21 protein-coding genes are annotated in these 20,584 nt (G+C 66.3%); 14 read left to right on the plus strand and 7 right to left on the minus strand.

Annotated elements, in window-relative coordinates; all coding sequences use genetic code 11:
- The first annotated feature begins 23 nt into the window (after positions 1-23).
- Together QRQ56_RS04045 and QRQ56_RS04050 are read left to right on the plus strand one after the other, a co-directional pair.
- Positions 24-305 (plus strand): DUF6959 family protein, encoded by a 282-nt coding sequence (locus QRQ56_RS04045; protein WP_438737739.1) that lies wholly within the window; start codon positions 24-26, stop codon positions 303-305.
- Between the two features lie 8 nt (positions 306-313).
- Positions 314-1,558: an amidase gene (locus tag QRQ56_RS04050; RefSeq protein ID WP_438737740.1), complete on the plus strand. Its 1,245-nt coding sequence runs from the start codon at positions 314-316 to the stop codon at positions 1,556-1,558.
- On the opposite strand, the gene QRQ56_RS04055 is transcribed toward QRQ56_RS04050, so the two are convergent.
- The 4 genes from QRQ56_RS04055 to QRQ56_RS04070 form a co-directional block, all read right to left on the minus strand.
- Entirely contained in the window at positions 1,550-2,743 is a 1,194-nt protein-coding gene (locus tag QRQ56_RS04055) for a patatin-like phospholipase family protein (protein ID WP_438737741.1), read from the minus strand. The genes QRQ56_RS04050 and QRQ56_RS04055 overlap by 9 nt on opposite strands.
- A 172-nt stretch (positions 2,744-2,915) precedes the next feature.
- Positions 2,916-3,512 carry a glycerol-3-phosphate 1-O-acyltransferase PlsY gene (plsY, locus tag QRQ56_RS04060; protein ID WP_438737742.1) on the minus strand — a complete coding sequence of 199 codons (597 nt, stop codon included), beginning with the start codon at positions 3,510-3,512 and terminating at the stop codon, positions 2,916-2,918.
- Between the two features lie 44 nt (positions 3,513-3,556).
- A complete protein-coding gene (locus QRQ56_RS04065; RefSeq protein WP_438740058.1) occupies positions 3,557-4,858 on the minus strand; it encodes a dihydroorotase in 1,302 nt (433 codons plus the stop codon).
- Positions 4,859-4,863: 5 nt separating this feature from the next.
- Complete coding sequence (locus QRQ56_RS04070; RefSeq protein WP_438737743.1) at positions 4,864-5,811, minus strand: aspartate carbamoyltransferase catalytic subunit; 948 nt, start codon at positions 5,809-5,811, stop codon at positions 4,864-4,866.
- Positions 5,812-5,997: 186 nt separating this feature from the next.
- Here QRQ56_RS04070 and QRQ56_RS04075 point away from each other — a divergent pair, with 186 nt between their 5' ends.
- The 3 genes from QRQ56_RS04075 to QRQ56_RS04085 are packed head-to-tail and all read left to right on the plus strand — an operon-like array spanning position 5,998 to position 9,208.
- A complete protein-coding gene (locus QRQ56_RS04075) occupies positions 5,998-6,756 on the plus strand; it encodes a M15 family metallopeptidase (protein WP_438737744.1) in 759 nt (252 codons plus the stop codon).
- Between the two features lie 20 nt (positions 6,757-6,776).
- A complete protein-coding gene (locus tag QRQ56_RS04080) occupies positions 6,777-8,420 on the plus strand; it encodes an isovaleryl-CoA dehydrogenase (protein ID WP_438737745.1) in 1,644 nt (547 codons plus the stop codon).
- Positions 8,421-8,443: 23 nt separating this feature from the next.
- A complete protein-coding gene (locus tag QRQ56_RS04085) occupies positions 8,444-9,208 on the plus strand; it encodes a lysostaphin resistance A-like protein (protein ID WP_438737746.1) in 765 nt (254 codons plus the stop codon).
- On the opposite strand, the gene QRQ56_RS04090 is transcribed toward QRQ56_RS04085, so the two are convergent.
- A complete protein-coding gene (locus tag QRQ56_RS04090) occupies positions 9,205-10,134 on the minus strand; it encodes an AEC family transporter (RefSeq protein WP_438737747.1) in 930 nt (309 codons plus the stop codon). The genes QRQ56_RS04085 and QRQ56_RS04090 overlap by 4 nt on opposite strands.
- Positions 10,135-10,137: 3 nt before the next feature.
- Entirely contained in the window at positions 10,138-10,623 is a 486-nt protein-coding gene (gene ruvX, locus QRQ56_RS04095; protein WP_438737748.1) for a Holliday junction resolvase RuvX, read from the minus strand.
- Between the two features lie 46 nt (positions 10,624-10,669).
- Here ruvX and QRQ56_RS04100 point away from each other — a divergent pair, with 46 nt between their 5' ends.
- The gene (locus QRQ56_RS04100) at positions 10,670-10,882 is read left to right on the plus strand and encodes a hypothetical protein (RefSeq protein ID WP_438737749.1); all 213 of its coding nucleotides are present in this window, start codon (positions 10,670-10,672) and stop codon (positions 10,880-10,882) included.
- 308 nt (positions 10,883-11,190) lie between these two features.
- Positions 11,191-13,428: a DNA/RNA non-specific endonuclease gene (locus QRQ56_RS04105; protein WP_438737750.1), complete on the plus strand. Its 2,238-nt coding sequence runs from the start codon at positions 11,191-11,193 to the stop codon at positions 13,426-13,428.
- Positions 13,429-13,509: 81 nt separating this feature from the next.
- On the opposite strand, the gene QRQ56_RS04110 is transcribed toward QRQ56_RS04105, so the two are convergent.
- Positions 13,510-14,400 carry a LysR substrate-binding domain-containing protein gene (locus QRQ56_RS04110; protein ID WP_438737751.1) on the minus strand — a complete coding sequence of 297 codons (891 nt, stop codon included), beginning with the start codon at positions 14,398-14,400 and terminating at the stop codon, positions 13,510-13,512.
- 107 nt (positions 14,401-14,507) lie between these two features.
- Between QRQ56_RS04110 and QRQ56_RS04115 the strand changes: the two genes are divergently transcribed.
- From QRQ56_RS04115 to gatB, 7 genes are all read left to right on the plus strand, one after another.
- Positions 14,508-15,530, plus strand: a complete 1,023-nt coding sequence (locus tag QRQ56_RS04115; protein ID WP_438737753.1) for an NAD(P)H-dependent flavin oxidoreductase — start codon at positions 14,508-14,510, stop codon at positions 15,528-15,530.
- A 100-nt stretch (positions 15,531-15,630) separates the two neighbouring features.
- Positions 15,631-16,707: an NAD(P)H-dependent flavin oxidoreductase gene (locus QRQ56_RS04120; protein WP_438737756.1), complete on the plus strand. Its 1,077-nt coding sequence runs from the start codon at positions 15,631-15,633 to the stop codon at positions 16,705-16,707.
- 77 nt (positions 16,708-16,784) lie between these two features.
- Positions 16,785-17,072, plus strand: a complete 288-nt coding sequence (gene gatC / locus QRQ56_RS04125; protein WP_011087850.1) for an Asp-tRNA(Asn)/Glu-tRNA(Gln) amidotransferase subunit GatC — start codon at positions 16,785-16,787, stop codon at positions 17,070-17,072.
- Positions 17,073-17,090: 18 nt separating this feature from the next.
- Positions 17,091-17,303: a hypothetical protein gene (locus QRQ56_RS04130; RefSeq protein ID WP_438737757.1), complete on the plus strand. Its 213-nt coding sequence runs from the start codon at positions 17,091-17,093 to the stop codon at positions 17,301-17,303.
- The gene (gene gatA, locus QRQ56_RS04135) at positions 17,300-18,775 is read left to right on the plus strand and encodes an Asp-tRNA(Asn)/Glu-tRNA(Gln) amidotransferase subunit GatA (protein ID WP_438737759.1); all 1,476 of its coding nucleotides are present in this window, start codon (positions 17,300-17,302) and stop codon (positions 18,773-18,775) included. The genes QRQ56_RS04130 and gatA overlap by 4 nt, the downstream gene beginning before the upstream one ends.
- A complete protein-coding gene (locus QRQ56_RS04140; RefSeq protein WP_438737760.1) occupies positions 18,766-19,068 on the plus strand; it encodes a hypothetical protein in 303 nt (100 codons plus the stop codon). The genes gatA and QRQ56_RS04140 overlap by 10 nt, the downstream gene beginning before the upstream one ends.
- Complete coding sequence (gene gatB / locus QRQ56_RS04145; protein ID WP_438737763.1) at positions 19,065-20,543, plus strand: Asp-tRNA(Asn)/Glu-tRNA(Gln) amidotransferase subunit GatB; 1,479 nt, start codon at positions 19,065-19,067, stop codon at positions 20,541-20,543. Before QRQ56_RS04140 ends, gatB begins: the two co-directional genes overlap by 4 nt.
- The last annotated feature ends 41 nt before the right edge of the window (positions 20,544-20,584 follow it).

Genomic DNA, 20,584 nt, shown 5'->3' on the forward strand with positions numbered 1-20,584 from the left:
GGATCAGTTTCTGAGGCATTGGAATGCGTGTCGCACCGGTCGAGATTTTCGCCGACACCACGAATGCGGCGGTGATGCGCCACCCGGCACGGCAATTCCCCGGCGTGCTGGTCCAGGGGGATACTCTTCACTCGCTCTGCTGCATGGCAGATGATGTCTGTTCGGCTCTCGACCGCTCGTCGGAAGCGTACGAGAATGCCAATCAGCTCAGAAACCGGCTTTGGTCGTACCTCAATGACTACAAGGCCGTGCTGGATGAGCATGGCTTGCCTCTGCCATTCAGCGACCGTGGCACCTTCACCTAGGAATTCCCATGATCTCACTCGCCGACCTCCAGCGCCGCATCGAAGCCGGCGAGTTGTCGCCTGATGCCGCCATCGCCCAGTCGCATGCGGCGATCGAGGCCAAGGAGAAGGACGTCCGCGCCTTCGTCCGGCACGACAAGGCTGCGAAGGCGCAAGGCGCCGGCCCGCTGCGCGGCATCGCCGTCGGCATCAAGGACATCATCGACACCGCCGACATGCCGACCGAGATGGGCTCGGAGATCTATCGCGGCTGGCAGCCGCGCGCCGATGCGCCTGTCGTGATGATGCTGAAGCGGGCGGGTGCCACCATCATCGGCAAGACCACGACGACGGCGTTCGCCTCGCGTGATCCGACGCCGACGCTCAATCCGCACAATCTCGGCCACTCGCCCGGCGGCTCGTCCTCGGGCTCGGCGGCGGCCGTCGGCGCCGGCATGATTCCGCTGGCGCTGGGCACCCAGACCGGCGGCTCGGTGATCCGGCCCGCCGCCTATTGCGGGACCGCCGCCATCAAGCCGTCGTTCCGGATGCTGCCGACGGTCGGCGTGAAGTGCTATTCGTGGGCGCTCGATACGGTCGGCCTGTTCGGCGCGCGCGCGGAGGATCTCGCGCGCGGTCTCCTCGCCATGACCGGCCGCACCGAATTCTCCGGCATCGTGCCGGCGACGGCGCCGCGCATCGGCGTGGTCAGGCAGGAGTTCGCAGGCAGCGTCGAGCCGGCCGCGGAAGAGGGCCTGCTCGCCGCGGTCAAGGCGGCGGAGCGTGCCGGTGCCAGCGTGCAGACCATTGATCTGCCCGAGGCCGTGCAGGAAGCTTGGCGTATACACCCCATCGTCCAGGAGTTCGAGGCGCATCGCGCGCTCGCCTGGGAGTTTTCGGAACGTCACGACGAGATCGCGCCGATGCTGCGCGCCAGCCTCGATGCGTCGGTCGGACTGACGCCGAAGGACTATGACGAGGCGCGCCGGATCAGCCGCCGCGGCCGCCGCGAGCTCGGCGAGGTGTTCGAGGGCGTCGATGTGCTGCTGACCTATTCGGCGCCGGGCACGCCGCCGGCCAAGGAGCTCGCGACCACGGGCGATCCTCGCTACAACCGGCTGTGGACGCTGATGGGCAACCCGTGCGTCAACGTGCCGGTGTTGAAGGTGGGTGGCCTGCCGATCGGCGTGCAGGTGATCGCCCGTTTCGGCAATGACCCGCGCGCGCTCGCGACGGCGTGGTTCCTCGAGCAGGCGCTGGCGAAGTCAGGCTAGCGCGGGTTCGAAGGCGACGGGCGCGGAGAGCGGCGCGCCTGCTTTTGCATCTTGCCCGAGCCAGCGTTCGGCGGCCGCGCGGCCGCTCCGGTGCAGCAGCCGGATGAAGCCGCGGCCGAGATCGGTCGACGAGCGCTGCGCCAGGCCGTCCACGGAGTCCTCGGCCGCGATCCGGGTGAGCCGCAGCGAATTCGCAGTATGCGACTGCGCCCATGCGATCGCCGCGATCTCGGCATTGAGCGCGGCGTTGGCGGCGATCTGGTCGAGCCGGCGGTCGATTGCGGCAAGCGTGATCGGCACATAGCTGTCGCGCGCCGGCGTGACCTGGACGAGCAGGACGTCGGAGGTCGCCGTCTCCTGCGCCAGCCGCAGCAACGGCGGATTGCCGCCGAAGCCGCCGTCCCAATAGGCCTCGCCCTCGATCTCGACGGCACAATGAACCAGCGGCGGACAGGTCGAGGCCAGCGCGACGTCGGCGGTAAGGGCCTCGTTGTGAAAGATCTGCTGCTGCCCGTCGCGGATCCGCGTCGCGGCGATCAGAAGTCTTGGCGCGCCGGGATCGCTCAGCGCCGCGAAGTTGATGTCGCGCGACAGCGCCTGCCTGAGCGGATCGAGATCGACCGGATCGAACTGGCCGGAGCGCAGCGTTGGACCGAATGCGACCGAGCTTCCCGCCGGCGAGAAACCGCCGACCAGCATCAGCGAGCGGAACGAGGCCTCGTGCAGCAGGCGGAGCCAGAACCGGCTCAACCGGCTGCGCGCGGCCTCGCGGCCGCCTTCGGCAAGGCCGGAGGCGAGGAGGAGCGCATTGATCGCGCCGGCGCTGGCGCCGCTGATCGTGTCGATCTCGATCGGCTCTTCCAGCAGCCGCTCGAGCACGCCCCAGGTGAACGCGGCAAAGGTGCCACCGCCTTGCAGCGCGAGCGACAGCCGTCGGGGAGGCCATTGCTTGGCGCAAGCCGGCGCGGCTGCGGCCGGCGCAGCCTTTGTCATGACCTCGATCGTTGCAGGTGCTTGCGCAACCGGCGCGGCTGCCGGCGACGGAACACGAATGGGATCTGGTGCGGGAGGCGGCGAGGGCGCGTCGGACCAGATGTCGGTGGTCGAGAGCAGCCGGCTTGCCGCGGTGCGGACAGCACCCTGCGAACCAACCCCGTCATGCGCGCCGACAATCTTCTCGCTCATTTTGAGCAACCGCGTAACGCCATCTCGACTGTCAGGATGACAGGCATGGAACCGCTTCGCTACTGCCGGGCACGAACGCGCCGTCAGTTGCGAACAGGATTTGACATATAATGCAGAGAGGGTGCTTCGGTATCCGTAGATGCCCTGGCTTTGGACGCAGCTCGTAACGCGTCTACGCCTTCTCGCCGATTCGGCTTTCCCTGCCGGCTTGCAGCCGCTTGATGTTCTCGCGATGCGCGTAGAACATCAGCAGCGTCAGCACCGCGAACAGTGCTGCAAGCGCGAGATGGCCGAACCACCACAGGAACACCGGCGTGATGAACGCGGCCACCAGCGCAGAGAGCGACGAGTAGCGGGTGGTGAAGGCGGTCGCCAGCCAAAGCAGGCAGAACACCACCATGCCGGGCCAGAACAGGCCGAGCAGGACGCCGATATAGGTCGCGACGCCCTTGCCGCCTCTGAATTTCAGCCAGACCGGGAAGAGATGGCCGAGGAAGGCGCCGAGCCCGGCCACCATGGCGGCGTTGGGACCCGCGATGTAGCCAGCGATCACCACCGCGGCCGTACCCTTGAGCGCATCGAGCAGCAATGTGCCCGCGGCAAGGCCCTTGTTGCCGGTGCGCAGCACGTTGGTCGCGCCGATGCTGCCGGAGCCGATCGAACGGATATCCTGCGTGCCGGCGAGCCGGGTCAGGACCAGGCCGAACGGAATCGAGCCGAAGAGATAGCCGATGACGAAGGCCACCGGCAGAAATGCTTCAAGCCCCATGGCGGCAGCTCCCAAGGCTGGATTTCGCGAGGCTGGATTTCGCGTCAGACATGCTCGTACACCGTGCGGCCGCCGACAATGGTGCGCACCGCGCGGCCTGTAAAGCGGGCCTCGTCGAACGGGGTGTTCTTGCAGGGCGATTTGAGGTCGGCGGGATCGACCACCCAGGGCACATCGGGGTCGATCACGACGAGGTCGGCGGGGCTTCCCACGCGCAGGGTTCCGCCGGGCAGGCCGAGCAGCTCGGCCGGCCGGGTCGACATCGCGCGGATCAGCGTCTTCAGTTCCAGCTCGCCATTGTGCACGAGGCGAAGACCAGCCGGCAGCATGGTCTCCAGGCCCACGGCGCCGGGAGCAGCTTCCGCGAACGGCAGGCGCTTGCCCTCGACGTCCTGCGGGTTGTGGTCGGACATGATGACGTCGACGAGGCCGGAGGCCACCGCGGCCACCAGCGCGCGGCGGTCGTCCTCGGTGCGCAGCGGCGGCGACAGTTTCAGGAACGAGCGATAGGGGCCGATATCGTTCTCGTTCAGCGCCAGATGGTTGATCGAGACCGAGGCGCTGACGGCGAGCCCGGCATCGCGCGAACGCTGGAGGATCTCCAGCGAGTCGATGCAGGTCAGCGAGGCCGCGTGATAGCGGCCGCCGGTGAGCGCCACGAGGCGCATATCGCGTTCGAGGATCACCGCCTCGGCGGCATTGGGGATGCCCATCAGGCCGAGCCGCGAGGCGAACTCGCCTTCGTTCATCACGCCTTCGCCGACGAGATCGGGGTCCTCGGTGTAGTGCACGATCAGCGCGTCGAAATCGCGCGCATAGGTCAGCGCGCGGCGCATCACCTGTGCGTTGGTCACGCTTCTGGCGCCATCGCTGAAGGCGATGGCGCCCGCCGCCTTGAGCAGGCCGAACTCGGTCATCTCCTGGCCGTTCATGCCCTTGGTGAGCGCGGCCATCGGCTGGATGTTGACGATCGCGGTGTCGCGGGCGCGGCGCATCACGAAGTCGACGGTCGCCGAATTGTCGATCACCGGAGAGGTGTCGGGCTGGCAGATGATGGTGGTGATGCCGCCGGTCGCGGCCGCCTGGCTCGCGGTGGCAAAGGTTTCGCGGTGGCTGAAGCCGGGCTCGCCGACGAAGGCGCGCATGTCGATCAGGCCGGGCGCGACGATCTTGCCGGAGCAGTTGACGATGTCGGTCCCCTCGGGGACGCCGGCCGCGCCGATGCCGCGGCGGGTCTCGCGGATGGTGCCGTCGGCGATCAGGACGTCGGCGACCCCGTCGAAATCCCGGGAGGGATCGACGACGCGGGCATTGGCGAGCAGGATGGGGCGGCGATCGGTCAGCATTGGCATCACGCGTTCGGCAGGTTACGGGCGAGCGCTTCCAGCACCGCCATGCGCACGGCCACGCCCATCTCCACCTGTTCGCGGATCAGGGACTGCGCGCCGTCGGCGACCGCGGTGTCGATCTCGACGCCGCGGTTCATGGGGCCGGGATGCATCACGAGCGCGTCCGGCTTGGCGTAACCGAGCTTCTTCTGGTCGAGCCCGAAATAGTTGAAGTACTCGCTGGACGACGGCACGAAGGAGCCGTTCATGCGCTCGCGCTGCAGCCGCAGCATCATGACGATGTCGGCGCCGTTCAATCCCTCGCGCATGTCGCGCGCGACCTCGACGCCCATCCGCTCGATGCCGGGCGGCAGCAGCGTGGAGGGACCGACGACGCGGACGCGGGCGCCCATGGTGTTGAGCAGGATGATGTTGGAGCGGGCGACGCGCGAATGCAGCACGTCGCCGCAGATCGCGACCACGAGCCCTTCGATCCGGCCCTTGTTGCGGCGGATCGTCAGCGCGTCGAGCAGGGCCTGGGTCGGATGCTCGTGCGCGCCGTCGCCGGCATTGATCACGGAACCGTCAACCTTGCGGGCCAGCAGTTCCACCGCGCCCGAGGCGTGATGGCGCATCACCAGGATGTCCGGGTGCATCGCGTTGAGCGTCATCGCGGTGTCGATCAGCGTCTCGCCCTTCTTGATGGACGAGGAGGCGACCGACATGTTCATGACGTCCGCGCCGAGGCGCTTGCCGGCGAGCTCGAACGAGGATTGGGTCCGGGTGGAGGCCTCGAAGAAGAGGTTCACCTGCGTCCGTCCCCGCAGGACGGTGCGCTTCTTGTCAACCTGGCGGTTGAGCTCGACATATTCTTCGGACAGGTCGAGGAGGCCGGTGATGTCGGCCGCGGAAAGGCCCTCGATGCCCAGCAAATGCCGGTGGCCGAGGACGAAGGTCGATTTCGATGTCATTAAAACGAGAGCTATAGGCGTGGACGGCGGGGTGGGCAAGGGTCAAACCGCGGGACGGGAGTTATCCCCTGATCTGTCGGGGTGCTCTCTCCGTCATGCCCGGGCTTGTCCCGGGCATCCACGTTCTTGCACTGTGGCCGCAGAAAGGTCGTGGATGGCCGGGACAAGCCCGGCCATGACGTGTGGATGGATATTGTGAAATCAATTCGAATTGCGATCGTCGTGGTCTTTGCTGCCTCAGCCGCCCACGCCCAATCGCTCCCCGGCGGCTTCGTTTACTTGCGCGACGTCGATCCCGGCATCGTCCAGGACATCCGCTACGCCACCGCGAACAATTTCGTCGGCCGTCCGCTGGCCGGTTACAATGCCGGTGAATGCGTGGTGAAGCAGGAGGTGGGACTGCGGCTCAAGGCGGTCCAGCAGGAACTCGCCGCGCAAAATCTCTCGCTCAAGATGTTCGACTGCTACCGGCCGGCGCGGGCTTCGCTCGACATGGTCAAGTGGTCGCAGAACGGCCGCGAGACCGCGGCGGAGCGGCGCTACAATCCGAAAATTCCCAAGACCGAGCTGTTCCGCCTCGGCTACATCGCGAGCCGTTCGCAGCATTCGACGGGTGCGGCGCTCGACCTCACTTTGGTCGATCTGAAGGCCGACAATTCCGGCAAATACGACCCGGCCAAAACCTATGCCGACTGCACCGCGCCGGTCGAAGCGCGCGCCCCCGAAGGCAGCGTCGACATGGGCACCGGTTACGACTGCACCGACACCAAGGGCCATACTGCAGCACCGTCGATCACCGCGGAGCAGCGCGCCTGGCGCAAGCGGCTGGTTGCTGCGATGGCGAGGCAAGGCTTTGTGAACTATTCGAAGGAGTGGTGGCATTTTTCCCTGCCGGGGGCGGGTGGGGCAGCCTATGATTTCCCGATCCAGCCGCGCCGGAACTGATTCCGCGCCGAGGAAACCTGATGACGCAGCCGAGCTTTGCGACCCACGAGGTCTTCAACCAGTCGCCGCCTTTCGAGGACGTCGACCTGTTCACAGTGGATCTGCCGCTGGTCGATGCGGTGAAGGCCAATGGCGGCGCGGCGGCGGAACGCGAGCTGTCGACGTTCGGCAAGCTTTGGGGTTCGGCCGCGATGGCCGATCGCGGGCGCCTCGCGAACGAGAACACGCCGAAGCTGCGCACCTTCGACGCCAAGGGCAATCGCCGCGACCAGGTCGAGTTTCACCCGGCCTATCACGAGCTGATGGCGCACAGCGCTCAGGCCGGCGTGCACAACTCGACATGGACCGCGAGCGGCAAGCCGGCCGGCGATGCCGCCGAAGTCATTCGCGCGGCAAAATTCTACATGGCCGCCCAGGTCGAGACCGGCCATCTCTGCCCGATCACCATGACGCGCGCCTCCGTCGGTGCGCTGGCGATGCAGCCGGACCTGCAGGCGCGCGTGATGCCGGTATTGTCGACGAGGAGCTACGATTCCACCTTCGCGCCGTGGTGGGAGAAGCGCGGCATGACGCTCGGCATGGGCATGACCGAGAAGCAGGGCGGCACCGACGTGCGCTCCAACATGACGCGCGCCGTGCGCGACGGCGAGGCCTATCGCATCACCGGCCACAAATGGTTCATGTCGGCCCCGATGTGCGACGCGTTTCTGGTGCTGGCGCAGGCCGACGAGGGACTGACCTGCTTCTTCATGCCGCGCTTTGCGCCGGATGGCTCGATCAATGCGATCCAGTTCCAGCGCCTGAAGGACAAACTCGGCAATCGCTCCAATGCCTCGTCCGAGGTTGAGTTCGTCGGCGCCTATGCCGAAAGGATCGGCGAGGAGGGCAAGGGCATCCGCACCATCATCCAGATGGTGCAATTGACGCGGCAGGATTGCGCGATCGCGTCCGTCGGCCTGATGCGCTCGGGGCTTGCGCATGCGCTGCATCACGCCCGTCACCGCAGCGTGTTCCAGAAGCATCTGGCCGACCAGCCCTTGATGCAGGCGGTGCTCTCCGACATGGCGCTGCATGTCGAGGCGAGCACGGCGCTGGTCATGAGACTCTGCCGCGCCTTCGACCGCACGCCGCACGATACGGCGGAGGCTGCCTATATGCGGCTGCTGACGCCAGCGATCAAATACTGGACCTGCAAGAGCGCGCCGCCGTTCCTCTACGAGGCCATGGAGTGCCTCGGCGGCAATGGCTATGTCGAGGACGGCATTTTGGCGCGGCACTATCGGGAGTCGCCGGTCAACGCGATCTGGGAAGGCTCGGGCAACGTGATGTGCCTCGACGTGCTTCGCGCGCTTTCACGCGAGCCGGAGGCCGCCATGGCCGTGCTGCAATCGCTGGCGGCCGAGACGAAGGGCCTGCCGGGCGCAGGCGAGGCGGTCGCATTCATCGGCAAGACGTTCCGCCGCGCCGACGGCGAGCGCGTCGCTAGGCTTGCGGTCGAGAAGCTGGCGCTGCTGGCTGCCGCCGCCGCGCTGAACGGCGTGTCGCCGCGCCAAGCCGAGCTGTTCGCGAGCACGCGTCTTGCGGCCCGCCATGCCAGCATGTACGGCGCCGTCGAGCTCGAGAGCGTCGAGGCGCGCGCGCTGCTGGATCGGGCGCTGCCGTGAGTCTTCCCAACGAAAGCCTCCTGATGGATTCCCTCAATCCCGACAATCCGCCGCTGACCGTCACGCCGGCGACGCCGCGCGTCTGGATGTTCTGGGGCACGGCGCTATGGGGTCTTCTCATCTTCGTCGCGATGTTCGTCGGGCAGATCGGTGCCATCGTTCTGCTGGCGGGCGTGCGCGGCCTTCCCATGGATCTCGCTTCGGTCCAGGCGGTCGGGCACGAGCCGCAGGCGCTGGCGCTGTCGGTGATCATGGGCCTGCCGGCGACGCTTCTGGTGGTGTGGCTCGCGATTGCCATCAAGAAGGCCTCCTTCCTCGACTATCTCGCGCTGCATTGGCCGTCCTGGAAGCAGTTGCTGTTCGGTGCAGTCGGGCTGATCCTGGTGGTGCTGGTCTGGGAGACGATGTCGCGCGCGCTCGGCCGCGAGGCGACGCCGGGCTTCATGACCGATCTCTTGAAGTCGGGCCGCGACAAGGGCGCGGCGCTGTTGCTGCTGTTCGCCTTCAGCGTCGCCGCTCCGATGTCGGAAGAGATTCTGGCGCGCGGCTTCCTCTATCGCGGCTGGTCGGCGAGCTTCCTGCGCGTGCCCGGCGCGATCCTGCTGTCGTCACTGGTCTGGACGATTGTCCACCTGCAATACGACATGTACTTCCTCGCCGAGGTCTTCACCATCGGCCTGTGGTTCGGCTACATGCGCTATCGCGCCAATTCGCTTTGGCTTACCATCATCCTGCACGCGCTGAACAATCTGACGGCGGTGGTGCTGACGATGTGGCTGGGGAGCTAGGCGGACTGCGCCAGCGCGATCGCGATCGGCATCGTGATCGCCGCAAAGATCGTCTGCAGCGTGATGATCTGCGCCAGCAGCGGCGCGTCGCCGCCCATCTGGCGGGCCAGGACATAGGCGCTCGACGAGGTCGGGACCGCGGAACAGATCGCAACGATCGCCAGGCTGTCGCCCGATAGCCCGAACCAGACGGCGAGGGCGAGCGCAAGCGCCGGCATCAGCACCAGCTTGAAGACGACGCCGATGGCGGCGCCGGCACTCGGGCGCAGCAGGCCTTCGAGATGCAGGCCCGCGCCGGTGACGAGCAGGCCGATCGCGAGCGAGGAACGGCTCAGCGCGTCCGCCACCTCGTGCCACAGTTTCGGCAGGGGCAGGTGGGTGACATTGACGAAGAGCCCGATCGCGCAGGCCCAGATCAGGGGATTGCGGATTACCGTCATCACGATGGTCCGCGCCGACTGCTTTTCCGGCGCGGCGTAATGGGCGAGCACCACGACGCTCAGCACGTTGACGAGCGGGATGATCGCGACCATCGCCACCGAGGCGAGCGCCAGCCCGACATCGCCGAACATGTTGGCGCAGACCGACAGTCCGACAAAGGTCTGCCAGCGGGTCGCGCCCTGGAAGATCGAGGTGAAGGCGGGGCCGTCGATCCCAAGCCGCGCCAGGGCAGGGCGCAGCGCGAGGCACAGCAGCGACATCACCAGCGCCGACAGCAGCAGCGCGCCGCCGACGCCGGCGACCGGCACCTTGGAGAGGTCGGCCTTCACCAGCGTCTGGATCAGCAGCATCGGGAACAGCACGAAATAGGTCAGCCGCTCCAGCCCGTGCCACTGCGTGTCGAGCCGCATCAAGCTGCGCTTCAGCACGACGCCGAGCACGATGAGGATGAAGACCGGCAGCAGTGCCGCGATCACGACGGCCATCGGTCAGGTGGTCCCTGAACGGAGATTGGCGAGGCGGTCGAGCGCGCCCTGCAGGATGAAGATCGCGGCATGCTCGTCGATCACCTCGGCGCGCTTGGCGCGGCTGACATCCATGCCGATCAGCTCGCGTTCGACGGCGGCGGTCGAGAGGCGCTCGTCCCACAGGCCGATGGGGAGGGCGGTGAGGCCGGCGAGATTGCGGGCGAAGGCGCGTGTGGATTGCGCGCGCGGGCCCTCGCTGCCGTCCATGTTGATGGGCAGGCCGAGCACGAAGCCGACCACCCTGCGCTCGGCCGCAATCGCGAGCAGCCGGGCGGCATCCTGCTTGAACTGCTTGCGGTGGACCGTCTCGACGCCGGTCGCCAGCCGCCGATCGGGGTCGGACACGGCAACGCCGATGGTCTTGGTGCCGAGGTCAAGCCCGACCAGCGCGCCGCGCGCGGGCCAGTGGGTTGCAGCATCGACGAGAGGCAGGATAAGAGCCGGCATGGCGTAGCGCATATCACGCGTTGCGCTGCGGAGTGAACCCGGAACCATGGATGCGCTGACATTATTCGGCCTGTTCGCCGTCACGGCGATGCTGGTCACCTACGCCCTGGAAGATCGCAGCCATTGGTTCGTGCTGCTGTTCGCCGCCTCCTGCGCGCTCGGCTCGGCCTACGGCTTTCTCCAGGGCGCCTGGCCGTTCGGCGTGGTCGAAGCGATCTGGGCGGTCGTGGCGCTGCGGCGATGGTACCTGAAGCCGTAAACGATCCGGCGGCCGCTACGCGCGCGCGACATCGTGATGCACAAAGTCCCGCGATCATTTGTGGCAAATCTCACACGGGTGACCTCGCAGGCCATGGCATGATGCCGCGTCTGCAGCCCGTGCGCATCGATTGACGCTCTGGTTGCGTCGCCGTAAATTTACAGGCCTAAAGTAGTGGGGCGCTTGGCCCCGGATTTCCAGAACGATCGGCAGCGACCGGCCGTCCGGCCCGCGCTGCAACCTTTGGCGCAAATTTTTGCGGCGCCCCGACCACGTCCAGATTTCGCCCAGTCATTTGAGAGGTCACGATGCTCATCAAGCCAAGCCTGATCGCGGGCTCAGAAAGGCGATTCAAGCAAGCCGAGTTCTCACCCGAAGCCCTGAACCGGAAGCTGGGCGACGGTCCGATCGAGATGACCGTCGAGAAGATGCGCCTGCGCCAGCGCCAGTTGCTGGCCGAGACGCAGGACGTGGAGAAGGCCGAGATCGGCCTGGAGCGGATCATCCAGGGCAATGATCTCGACAGCATCAACTATCTCGCCAAGGGGACCGCCGCATCGCGCTCGGTCTGCCGCATTCAGCTCAGGGATCTCAAGTCGAACCTGCTCGGTTACGGCTCGGGCTTTCTGATCGGGCCGGGCCTGCTGATGACCAACCATCACGTGTTCGGCAAACCGGCCGAGGCGGCCAATTCGATCGCCGATTTCAGCTACGAGCTCGACGTCTCGGGACAGGAGCGCGTGCCGGTGCGGTTCGGCTTCGAGCCGAGCAAGTTCTTCTACACCAATGACAGGCTGGATTTTTCCATCGTCGCGGTGGCGCCGACCTCGCTGTCGGGCGGGGAGGAGCTGGAGGACTTCGGATGGCTGCCGCTCAGCGGCGCGCCGGGCAAGGCGGACCCCGGCGAGTACCTCACCATCATCCAGCATCCCAGCGGGCAGATGAAGCAGGTCTGCGTCCGCGAGAACAAGCTGCTCAAATATGTCGGCGACTTCCTCTGGTACAACACCGACACCACGGCGGGCTCGTCGGGCTCGCCAGTATACAACCGGTTCTGGCAGGTGGTCGCGCTGCATCACAGCGGCGTTCCGCGGAAGGATTCGCAAGGACGCACCCTGACCAAGGACGGCAAGGTGTGGAAGCCGGCGACAGACGAGTCCCAGATCGACTGGATTGCCAATGAAGGCATCCGGGTCAGCGCGATCGTCGCCGATCTCAAGGTTGCCGTCGGCTCGCATCCCATGATCAAGCCGGTGCTGGACGAGGAGGAGCCGCCGACCCGGCAGGAGATCGAGAGGGTCCGCGCGCCGGCCCCGGCGCCTGCCTTCGGCGCCAATGTCTGGGTCGAGCAGTCGCTCGACGGGACCTCGCTGGTGGTCCCGATCCGCGTGCCGCTGCCGATGTTCAGGAAGGACATTCCGTTCGCTCCGCTGCCGCCCGCGCCGGGCCCGGCGGGAGGCAATGGAGGAGCGCCGAACGGCGGCATGTCCAACGGCGGCATACCGAACGGCGGCATACCGCTGATCCCGCCGCCGGGGGGCCTGCTGTCCCACATCAGTGCGAATAACGGCCTGCCCATGGAGGCCGTGCACATCGACCAGACCACGCTGAAATCGCGCCCCGGCTACAAGCCGAATTTCCTCGGCACCGGCAAGTTTGCCGTGCCGCTGCCGAAGATTCCGGCCGCCCTGAAATCCCGGATCGCGACGCTCAAGGGCAGCTCCAAGCAGTCCGAGCTGAAATATTTCAACTACAGCGTGGTCATGAACAAGGAGCGCCGGCTCGCCTTCTTCAGCTGCGTCAATATCGACGGCGGCCAGCAGCAGGACGTCGGCAAGCGCGAGGGCGATTCCTGGCTGCGAGATCCGCGCATCGACGACGATGCCCAGATCGGCGACGAGTTCTACCGCAAGCAGGCGACCCTCGAGGCGGACCGCAGCAAGAATCCGTTCGACCGCGGTCATCTGGTGCGCCGCCTGGATGCGACCTGGGGCGACACCGTCGCCGCGGCCAAGCAGCATGGCGACGATTCCTTCCACTTCACCAACTGCTCGCCGCAATTCTTCTCGTTCAACCAGGGCAAGCAGCTCTGGGCGGGCCTGGAGGATTACACGCGTGACGTCCTGCTCGAAGGCGAGGAGAAGGGCATCGTCATGAACGGTCCGGTGTTCGACGGGCCGGACGCCGATGGTTCCGATTTGCCAAATCCCTCCGGGCGGCCGCACAAGGATCCGAGCTTCGGCGGCGTTCAGATCCCGAAATATTTCTGGAAGATACTGATCCGGCGCAATGAGGACGGCGACGCGCTCAAGGCGGCAGGCTTCCTGATGAGCCAGCGAAACCTGGTCCTGGGGATCGATCGCATCCAGGAGGCGGACCTGCGCGAGAAGATGTCGGAGGAGGACGTCAGCGTCTTCCAGGTCTCGATCGCGGACCTTGCGAAATTGACCAAGCTCGATTTCGGCGATCTCGGCGACGCGGATTCGCACGAGGCGACCTCGGTCGGCCCGCGCCGGATCGAGTCCTACGAGGACATTCGACTCTAGAGCCTCGATCCGGAAAGCGCGTGCCGCGATTTTCGGACCTCGCTTGCCGGAGCCAACGCAGCCTGACGCGGCGTCACCGCGTCAGGCTGCGATGACGTCCTCGTCGGGCTTCAGGCAGGCGGCAAAGCCGCTCAGCGCGCTGTACTGATGTCCGGCGCGGCGCTGGATGAAGAGCGTCTCGACGCGGGCATGCGCGGCGCTGAGCGTGTGGATCGAGACGCTGCCCGTCATCGCACTGCGTTCGACCACCGCGCGCGGCAGCAACGACACGCCCATGTCGGCGGCAACGCAGCCGATCATGCCGTCGAGCGTGCCGAGCTCGAAGCGTGCCGCCGACGGCCAGCCGAATTCGACGAAGATCTGTTCGAGCCGCTGGCGGTAGGTGCAGCCGGTGCGGAACACCAGCGCTGTCGGGCCGGATTCCTCCGTGCCGGCGCGCAGCTCGGCGAGCGAGCTCCAGCGCCGCGCGCTGACCAGCACCAGCTCCTCGCGGAAGGCGCTCGTCGCAACGAGATCGTCATGCATGATGGGGCCTGCCACGAAGGCGCCGTCGAGCGTGCCGTCGAGCACGCCGGCGACGAGGTCGGCGGTGGGCGCGGTCCGCAACGACAACCGCACGGCCGGGAAGCGGCGATGGAAGTTGGCGAGCAGGGGCGGCAGCCGCACCGCCGCCGTGGTCTCCATCGAGCCGATCGCGAGCGGTCCCTTCGGCTCGCCATCGTCACGCGCGGCCAGCACGGCTTCGCGCGAGAGCGCGGCCATCCGTTGCGCATAAGGCAACAGCCGCTTGCCGGCGCCGGTCAGCGTCATGCCGCGGCTGTGGCGTTCGAACAGCGGCGTGCCGATCTCCGCCTCCAGCGCCTTCACGCGCTGGGTGACGTTGGATTGCACGGTATTCAGCTCCTCCGCGGCGCGGGTGATGCCGCCGGTGCGGGCTACGGCGGCAAAGGTCTGGAGATCGCTCAGTTCCATCTCAGTTTCCTTGGCCGTTTCAAATTTATGATGGCTGCGTTCGGAAGAATTCAATTTTGGAGAATGTTATTTGCGCCTAGTCTTCCTGTCCAGAGTGGGAGGATTCATTGCCGATCGTCACGCCGCTGACGGAGCTTCTCGGGATCAGGCATCCGATCCTGTCGGCACCGATGGATACGATCGCCGGCAGCCGGCTGACCCGTGCCGTCAGCGAAGCCGGAGGCTTCGGCATCCTCGGTGGCGGCTATGGCGATCGCGCGCGGCTCGAGACGGAGGCGAGGGAGCTGAAGGGCTTTTCGCCGTTCGGGATCGGCTTCATCACCTGGAGCCTCGCCAGGCAACCCGATCTGCTCGATATCGCGCTCGAGGCGCGTCCGCAGGCGGTGATGCTCTCGTTCGGCGATGTCGCCCCGTTCGCGCCGCGGATCAAGGCCAGCGGCGCGCGATTGATCTGCCAGGTGCAAACCGAGGACATGGGCAAGCAAGCCCTCGATGCCGGCGCGGAGATCCTGATCGCGCAAGGCACGGAGGCGGGCGGTCACGGCGCATCGCGGACCACCGTCGACATCGTGCCCGCGATCGTCGATCTCGCTGCGGGACGTGTGCCCGTCGTCGCGGCAGGCGGTATCGCCGATGGCCGGGGCCTCGCCGCGATGATGATGCTGGGGGCATCGGGTGTGCTGGTCGGCACGCGCTTCTATGCGAGCGTGGAAGCCAACGGCGCGGAGGAGGCCAAGCGCCGCATCCGCGACGCCGGCAGCAACGACACGGTGCGTGGCGTCGTTCCCGACTGGTCGCGAAAACTGTTCTGGCCGGCTCCGTTCACCGCACGCACGCTGGTCAACGACCATATTAAGACCTGGACGGGCCGCGAGGTGGAGCTGATGCAGCGCGCCGACGAGATCGCCAGGGACTATGCCGCGGCCAAAATGGCAGGCGATTTCGAGATCGCGGCCGTTTTCGCCGGTGAGGCGGTCGGCCTGATCCATGATATTCCACCAGCGGCCGAGATCGTCGAACGCATCGCGACCGAAGCCGAGCAACTGCTGGCGGGCCGTCGCAACTCGATTTCTTCTTTTCCTTCTCCCCTTGTGGGAGAAGGTGGCGCGGATGCAATCCGCGCCGGATGAGGGGTATGTCTCCGCGGATACAAACCCCTCACCCGTCTCGCCGCTGCGCGGCGATCCACCCTCTCCCACAAGGGGAGAGGGACAGAGCGAGAGAACAACCATGTGGCCTGACCGTCGACTGATCGACCTCTTCAAGACCGAACTCCCGATCGTGCTGGCGCCGATGGCGGGCGTGATGGATGCGGAACTGGTGATTGCCGCCGCGCAAGGCGGGGCGCTGGGCTCGCTGCCCTGCGCGATGCTATCTCCGGAGAAGATCCGGGAGCAGGTCGCAACCATCCGCAAGGGCGTGACGGCGCCTGTCAATCTGAACTTCTTCTGCCACACCCCGGTCGACCTCACGCAGGAAGCGGAGGCGCGTTGGAAGCAGCGCCTTGCGGACTATTATCAGCAATATGGCCTCGACCCCGCAGCGCCGGTCAACGCGGCCAACCGGGCACCGTTCGATGAGGCGATGTGCGCGGTGGTGGAAGAATTGAAGCCGGAGGTCGTCAGTTTCCACTTCGGCCTACCGGAGAAGGCGCTGCTCGACCGGGTCAGAGCGGCCGGTTGCCTCGTGATCGCGTCGGCCACCACGGTGAAGGAAGCCGTCTGGCTCGATCAACGCGGTGTCGATGCCGTGATCGCGCAAGGTGCGGAGGCCGGTGGCCATCGCGGCATGTTCCTGACCGACAAGATCGCCGAGCAGCCCGGCAATCTTGCACTGGTGCCGCAGATCGTCGACGCCGTGAAGGTGCCTGTGATCGCCGCCGGCGGCATTGGCGACGGACGCGGCATTGCCGCGGCCTTCGCGTTGGGGGCCTCCGGCGTGCAGATCGGAAGCGCCTACCTGCGCTGTCCGGAATCCAAGGTGACCGCGGCGGGGCGCGCCGCGCTGGCCGAAGGACGCGACGATTCCACCGTGATCACCAATGTCATGACGGGGCGGCCGGCGCGGGGCGTCCAGAATCGCCTGATGCGCGAAGCCGGCCCGATCTCGCCGGATGCGCCGCCGTTTCCCCACGCCGCGACGGCTCTGGCGCCGCTCAAGGCGGCCGCCGAGAAGCAGGGGCGCGCGGATTTCACCAATCTCTGGGCCGGTCAGGCCATCGCCCTCGGCCGCGAGGTCCCGGCGGCCGAATTGACCCGGGATCTCGCCAAATCGGCGCTGGCCCGCATGAAAACGCTGGCTGGGTAAGGGGAAAGCGCCGGTTGCGGCGCAAAACCGGCCTCTGCTATACGGCACATAGGTTTTGCCCTGAGAGGCCTTATATAATGTCCGTCGACGCCGCTACCGTCCGCCGCATCGCGCATCTGGCGCGCATTGCGGTTTCCGAGGGCGAGGTTCCGCATCTGCAGGGCGAGCTCAACGCCATGCTCGCTTTTGTCGAGCAGCTCTCTGAGGTCAATGTCGAGGGCGTGGAGGCCATGACCTCGGTTACCCCGATGCAGATGAAGAAGCGGCAGGACGTGGTCAACGACGGCGAGATCGCCGACGATATCGTTGCCAACGCGCCCGCGACCGAAGGTCACTTCTTCCTGGTGCCGAAGGTGGTTGAGTAGCTTTTAGGACCAAGTCCGATGTGCATGCTGTGCGACGATGAGAAGGCCTATCAGGCCTACATGAACTACCTCGACAAGATGGAACGGCAGGGCAAGGCTGCCGATCCCAATGTCGCCGTCAATGCCGTGCTCGACGAAATGCAGGCCGCCGCGAATGCGGCCGACAAGAAAGACGACCCGGCCAACGACAAGACCCTGTCTCCGTTCTTCTGCAGCCCGATCAATAAATGACCGATTTGACATCGCTGACGCTCGCCGAGGCCCGCAAGGGTCTCGCCGACAAGACTTTCACGTCGCTCGAGCTGACCGACGCGCATCTTTCCGCGATCGAGAAAGCGCGCGTGCTCAATGCCTTCGTGATGGAGACGCCCGACCAGGCCCGCGCCATGGCGCGCGAGGCAGATGCGACGATCGCTAGGGGCGATGCCGGTCCGCTCGCCGGCATCCCGCTCGGCATCAAGGATCTGTTCGCAACCAAGGGCGTGCGCACCACGGCGTGCTCGAAGATCCTCGGCAATTTCGTGCCGACCTATGAGTCCACCGTCACCTCGCAGCTCTGGCGCGACGGTGCGGTGATGCTCGGCAAGCTCAACAATGACGAGTTCGCGATGGGCTCGGCCAACGAAACCTCGTGCTTCGGTCCCGTCGGCAATCCCTGGCGTCGCGAGGGCAGCAACACCACGCTGGTGCCGGGCGGCTCGTCCGGCGGGTCGGCCTCGGCCGTGGCGGCGCTCCTGTGCATGGGCGCGACCGCGACCGACACCGGCGGCTCGATCCGCCAGCCGGCGGCGTTCACCGCGACCGTCGGCATCAAGCCGACCTATGGCCGTTGCTCGCGTTGGGGCATCGTCGCCTTTGCGTCCTCGCTCGACCAGGCGGGGCCGATCGCGCGCAGCGTGCGCGATAGCGCGATGCTGTTGCGCTCGATGGCCGGCCACGATCCGAAGGACACCACCTCGGTCGACATCCCCGTGCCGGATTACGAAGCCGCGATCGGCAAGTCCGTGAAGGGCATGAAGATCGGCATCCCCCGGGAATATCGCCTCGACGGCATGCCGGCCGAGATCGAGAAGCTTTGGGAAGCGGGCGCGGCGTGGCTGAAGGCGGCGGGCGCCGAGCTCGTCGAGGTCTCGCTGCCGCATACGAAATACGCGCTGCCGGCCTATTACATCGTGGCGCCGGCGGAGGCGTCCTCCAACCTCGCGCGCTATGACGGCGTCCGCTACGGCCTGCGCGAGCAGGGCAAGAACATCACCGAGCTCTACGAGAACACTCGCGCCGAAGGTTTTGGCGCGGAGGTACGCCGCCGCATCATGATCGGCACCTATGTGCTCTCGGCCGGCTATTACGACGCCTATTATTTGCGCGCGCAGAAGGTGCGCACGCTGATCAAGAAGGATTTCGAGGATTGCTTCGCTAAGGGCGTCGACGCGATCCTCACCCCGGCGACGCCGTCCGCGGCCTTCGGCATCGGCGAGAAGGGCGGTGCCGACCCTGTCGAGATGTATCTCAACGACATCTTCACGGTGACCGTGAACATGGCGGGCCTGCCAGGCATCGCCGTGCCATCAGGCAAGGACAGCCAGGGCCTGCCGCTCGGCCTGCAGCTGATCGGCCGTCCGTTCGAGGAGGAGACGCTGTTCTCGCTTGGCGAGGTGATCGAGCAGGCCGCTGGCCGCTTCACGCCCGCGAGGTGGTGGTGAATGCCCCCGATTTCATCGCCAGCCTCGACGGCGCGGCACCTGCGCCGGGCCTGAGCGCGCCGCTGAGAGGTCTCTGGTGGGCCGCCAAGGGCAACTGGGACCAGGCGCACAAGATCGTCCAGGACGACGAGGGGCGCGAGGCGGCCTGGGTGCACGCCTACCTGCACCGCGTCGAAGGCGATCTCGGCAATGCCGGCTACTGGTACCGCCAGGCCGGCCAGGTCGCCGCGAAGGATTCATTGGAAGCGGAGTGGCAGCGGATCGTTGCCACGCTGCTTGGGAGCAAGACATGAGCACGGCCACGCACAAGCTTCTCAAAGGCGCAACCGGTGACTGGGAAGTGGTCATCGGCATGGAGATCCATGCCCAGGTGACGTCGAAGTCGAAACTGTTCTCCGGCGCGTCCACCGCGTTCGGAGGCGAGCCGAACGCGCAGGTGTCGCTGGTCGATGTCGCGATGCCGGGCATGCTGCCCGTCATCAACGAGGAATGCGTCAGACAGGCTGTCCGGACCGGGCTCGGCCTCAACGCACAGATCCACCTGCGCTCGGTGTTCGACCGCAAGAACTATTTCTATCCGGACCTGGCGCAGGGCTACCAGATCAGCCAGTACAAATCTCCGATCGTCGGCGAGGGCGAGGTGATCGTCGATCTCGACGGCGGCAAGACCGCCACGATCGGGATCGAGCGGCTGCATCTGGAGCAGGATCCCGGCAAGATGCTGCACGACCGGTCGCCGTCGCTGTCCTACATCGATTTCAATCGTAGTGGCGTGGCGCTGATGGAGATTGTCTCGAAACCGGACATCCGCGACGCCGAGCAGGCCAAGGCCTATGTGACCAAGCTGCGCTCGATCATGCGCTACCTCGGCACCTGCGACGGTGACATGGAGAAGGGAAGCCTGCGCGCCGACGTCAACGTGTCCGTGCGCAAGCCGGGGGCGCCGCTCGGCACCCGCTGCGAGATCAAGAACATGAACTCGATCACCTTCATCGGCCAGGCGATCGAGTATGAAGCGCGGCGCCAGATCGAGATCCTGGAGGATGGCGGGCAGATCGAGCAGGAGACGCGCCGGTTCGACCCCAACAAGGGCGAGACACGTTCGATGCGGTCCAAGGAAGAGGCGCACGACTATCGCTACTTCCCCGATCCCGACCTGCTGCCGCTGGAATTCAGCCAGACCTTCGTCGACGAGCTGAAGGCGAAGCTGCCGGAACTGCCCGACCAGAAGAAGACGCGCTTCGTCGCCGATTTCGGCCTGTCCGCCTATGATGCGAGCGTGCTGGTCGCGGAGCGCGAGAGCGCGCTGTTCTACGAGACGGTGCTCGACAAGCTCGGCAACCGCGCGCGCGACGGCAAGATGGCGGCGAACTGGGTGATCAACGAGCTGTTCGGCCGTCTCAACAAGGAAGGCCGGGATATTACGGGCTCTCCGGTGAGCGCGGAGCAGCTCTCGGGGATCGTCGACCTGATCGGCGAGGGCACGATCTCCGGCAAGATCGCCAAGGACCTGTTCGAGATCGTCTGGCAGGAAGGCGGAGACCCCCGCGCGCTGGTCGAAAGCCGCGGCATGAAGCAGGTGACGGATCTTTCGGCGATCGAAAAGGTTGTCGACGACATCATCGCGGCCAATCCCGACAAGGCCGCGCAGGTCAAGGACAAGCCGCAGTCGCTCGGCTGGTTCGTCGGCCAGGTGATGAAGGCGTCCGGTGGCAAAGCCAATCCGCAGAGCGTCAACGACCTGCTCAAGTCCAAGCTCGGCGTCTGACGTCGCGCATTCGAACGAGGTGACGGATACGTTTCGTCACC

Source organism: Bradyrhizobium sp. U531 (assembly GCF_051710265.1).
Lineage (GTDB): Bacteria > Pseudomonadota > Alphaproteobacteria > Rhizobiales > Xanthobacteraceae > Bradyrhizobium.

What these genes read in the sequence shown, in the direction of transcription:
- QRQ56_RS04045 (WP_438737739.1), top strand. Translation starts at nt 24, where the DNA reads ATGCGTGTCGCACCGGTCGAGATTTTCGCCGACACCACGAATGCGGCG.
- QRQ56_RS04050 (WP_438737740.1), top strand. Translation starts at nt 314, where the DNA reads ATGATCTCACTCGCCGACCTCCAGCGCCGCATCGAAGCCGGCGAGTTG.
- QRQ56_RS04055 (WP_438737741.1), bottom strand. Translation starts at nt 2,743, where the DNA reads ATGAGCGAGAAGATTGTCGGCGCGCATGACGGGGTTGGTTCGCAGGGT.
- plsY (WP_438737742.1), bottom strand. Translation starts at nt 3,512, where the DNA reads ATGGGGCTTGAAGCATTTCTGCCGGTGGCCTTCGTCATCGGCTATCTC.
- QRQ56_RS04065 (WP_438740058.1), bottom strand. Translation starts at nt 4,858, where the DNA reads ATGCTGACCGATCGCCGCCCCATCCTGCTCGCCAATGCCCGCGTCGTC.
- QRQ56_RS04070 (WP_438737743.1), bottom strand. Translation starts at nt 5,811, where the DNA reads ATGACATCGAAATCGACCTTCGTCCTCGGCCACCGGCATTTGCTGGGC.
- QRQ56_RS04075 (WP_438737744.1), top strand. Translation starts at nt 5,998, where the DNA reads ATGGATATTGTGAAATCAATTCGAATTGCGATCGTCGTGGTCTTTGCT.
- QRQ56_RS04080 (WP_438737745.1), top strand. Translation starts at nt 6,777, where the DNA reads ATGACGCAGCCGAGCTTTGCGACCCACGAGGTCTTCAACCAGTCGCCG.
- QRQ56_RS04085 (WP_438737746.1), top strand. Translation starts at nt 8,444, where the DNA reads ATGGATTCCCTCAATCCCGACAATCCGCCGCTGACCGTCACGCCGGCG.
- QRQ56_RS04090 (WP_438737747.1), bottom strand. Translation starts at nt 10,134, where the DNA reads ATGGCCGTCGTGATCGCGGCACTGCTGCCGGTCTTCATCCTCATCGTG.
- ruvX (WP_438737748.1), bottom strand. Translation starts at nt 10,623, where the DNA reads ATGCCGGCTCTTATCCTGCCTCTCGTCGATGCTGCAACCCACTGGCCC.
- QRQ56_RS04100 (WP_438737749.1), top strand. Translation starts at nt 10,670, where the DNA reads ATGGATGCGCTGACATTATTCGGCCTGTTCGCCGTCACGGCGATGCTG.
- QRQ56_RS04105 (WP_438737750.1), top strand. Translation starts at nt 11,191, where the DNA reads ATGCTCATCAAGCCAAGCCTGATCGCGGGCTCAGAAAGGCGATTCAAG.
- QRQ56_RS04110 (WP_438737751.1), bottom strand. Translation starts at nt 14,400, where the DNA reads ATGGAACTGAGCGATCTCCAGACCTTTGCCGCCGTAGCCCGCACCGGC.
- QRQ56_RS04120 (WP_438737756.1), top strand. Translation starts at nt 15,631, where the DNA reads ATGTGGCCTGACCGTCGACTGATCGACCTCTTCAAGACCGAACTCCCG.
- gatC (WP_011087850.1), top strand. Translation starts at nt 16,785, where the DNA reads ATGTCCGTCGACGCCGCTACCGTCCGCCGCATCGCGCATCTGGCGCGC.
- QRQ56_RS04130 (WP_438737757.1), top strand. Translation starts at nt 17,091, where the DNA reads ATGTGCATGCTGTGCGACGATGAGAAGGCCTATCAGGCCTACATGAAC.
- gatA (WP_438737759.1), top strand. Translation starts at nt 17,300, where the DNA reads ATGACCGATTTGACATCGCTGACGCTCGCCGAGGCCCGCAAGGGTCTC.
- gatB (WP_438737763.1), top strand. Translation starts at nt 19,065, where the DNA reads ATGAGCACGGCCACGCACAAGCTTCTCAAAGGCGCAACCGGTGACTGG.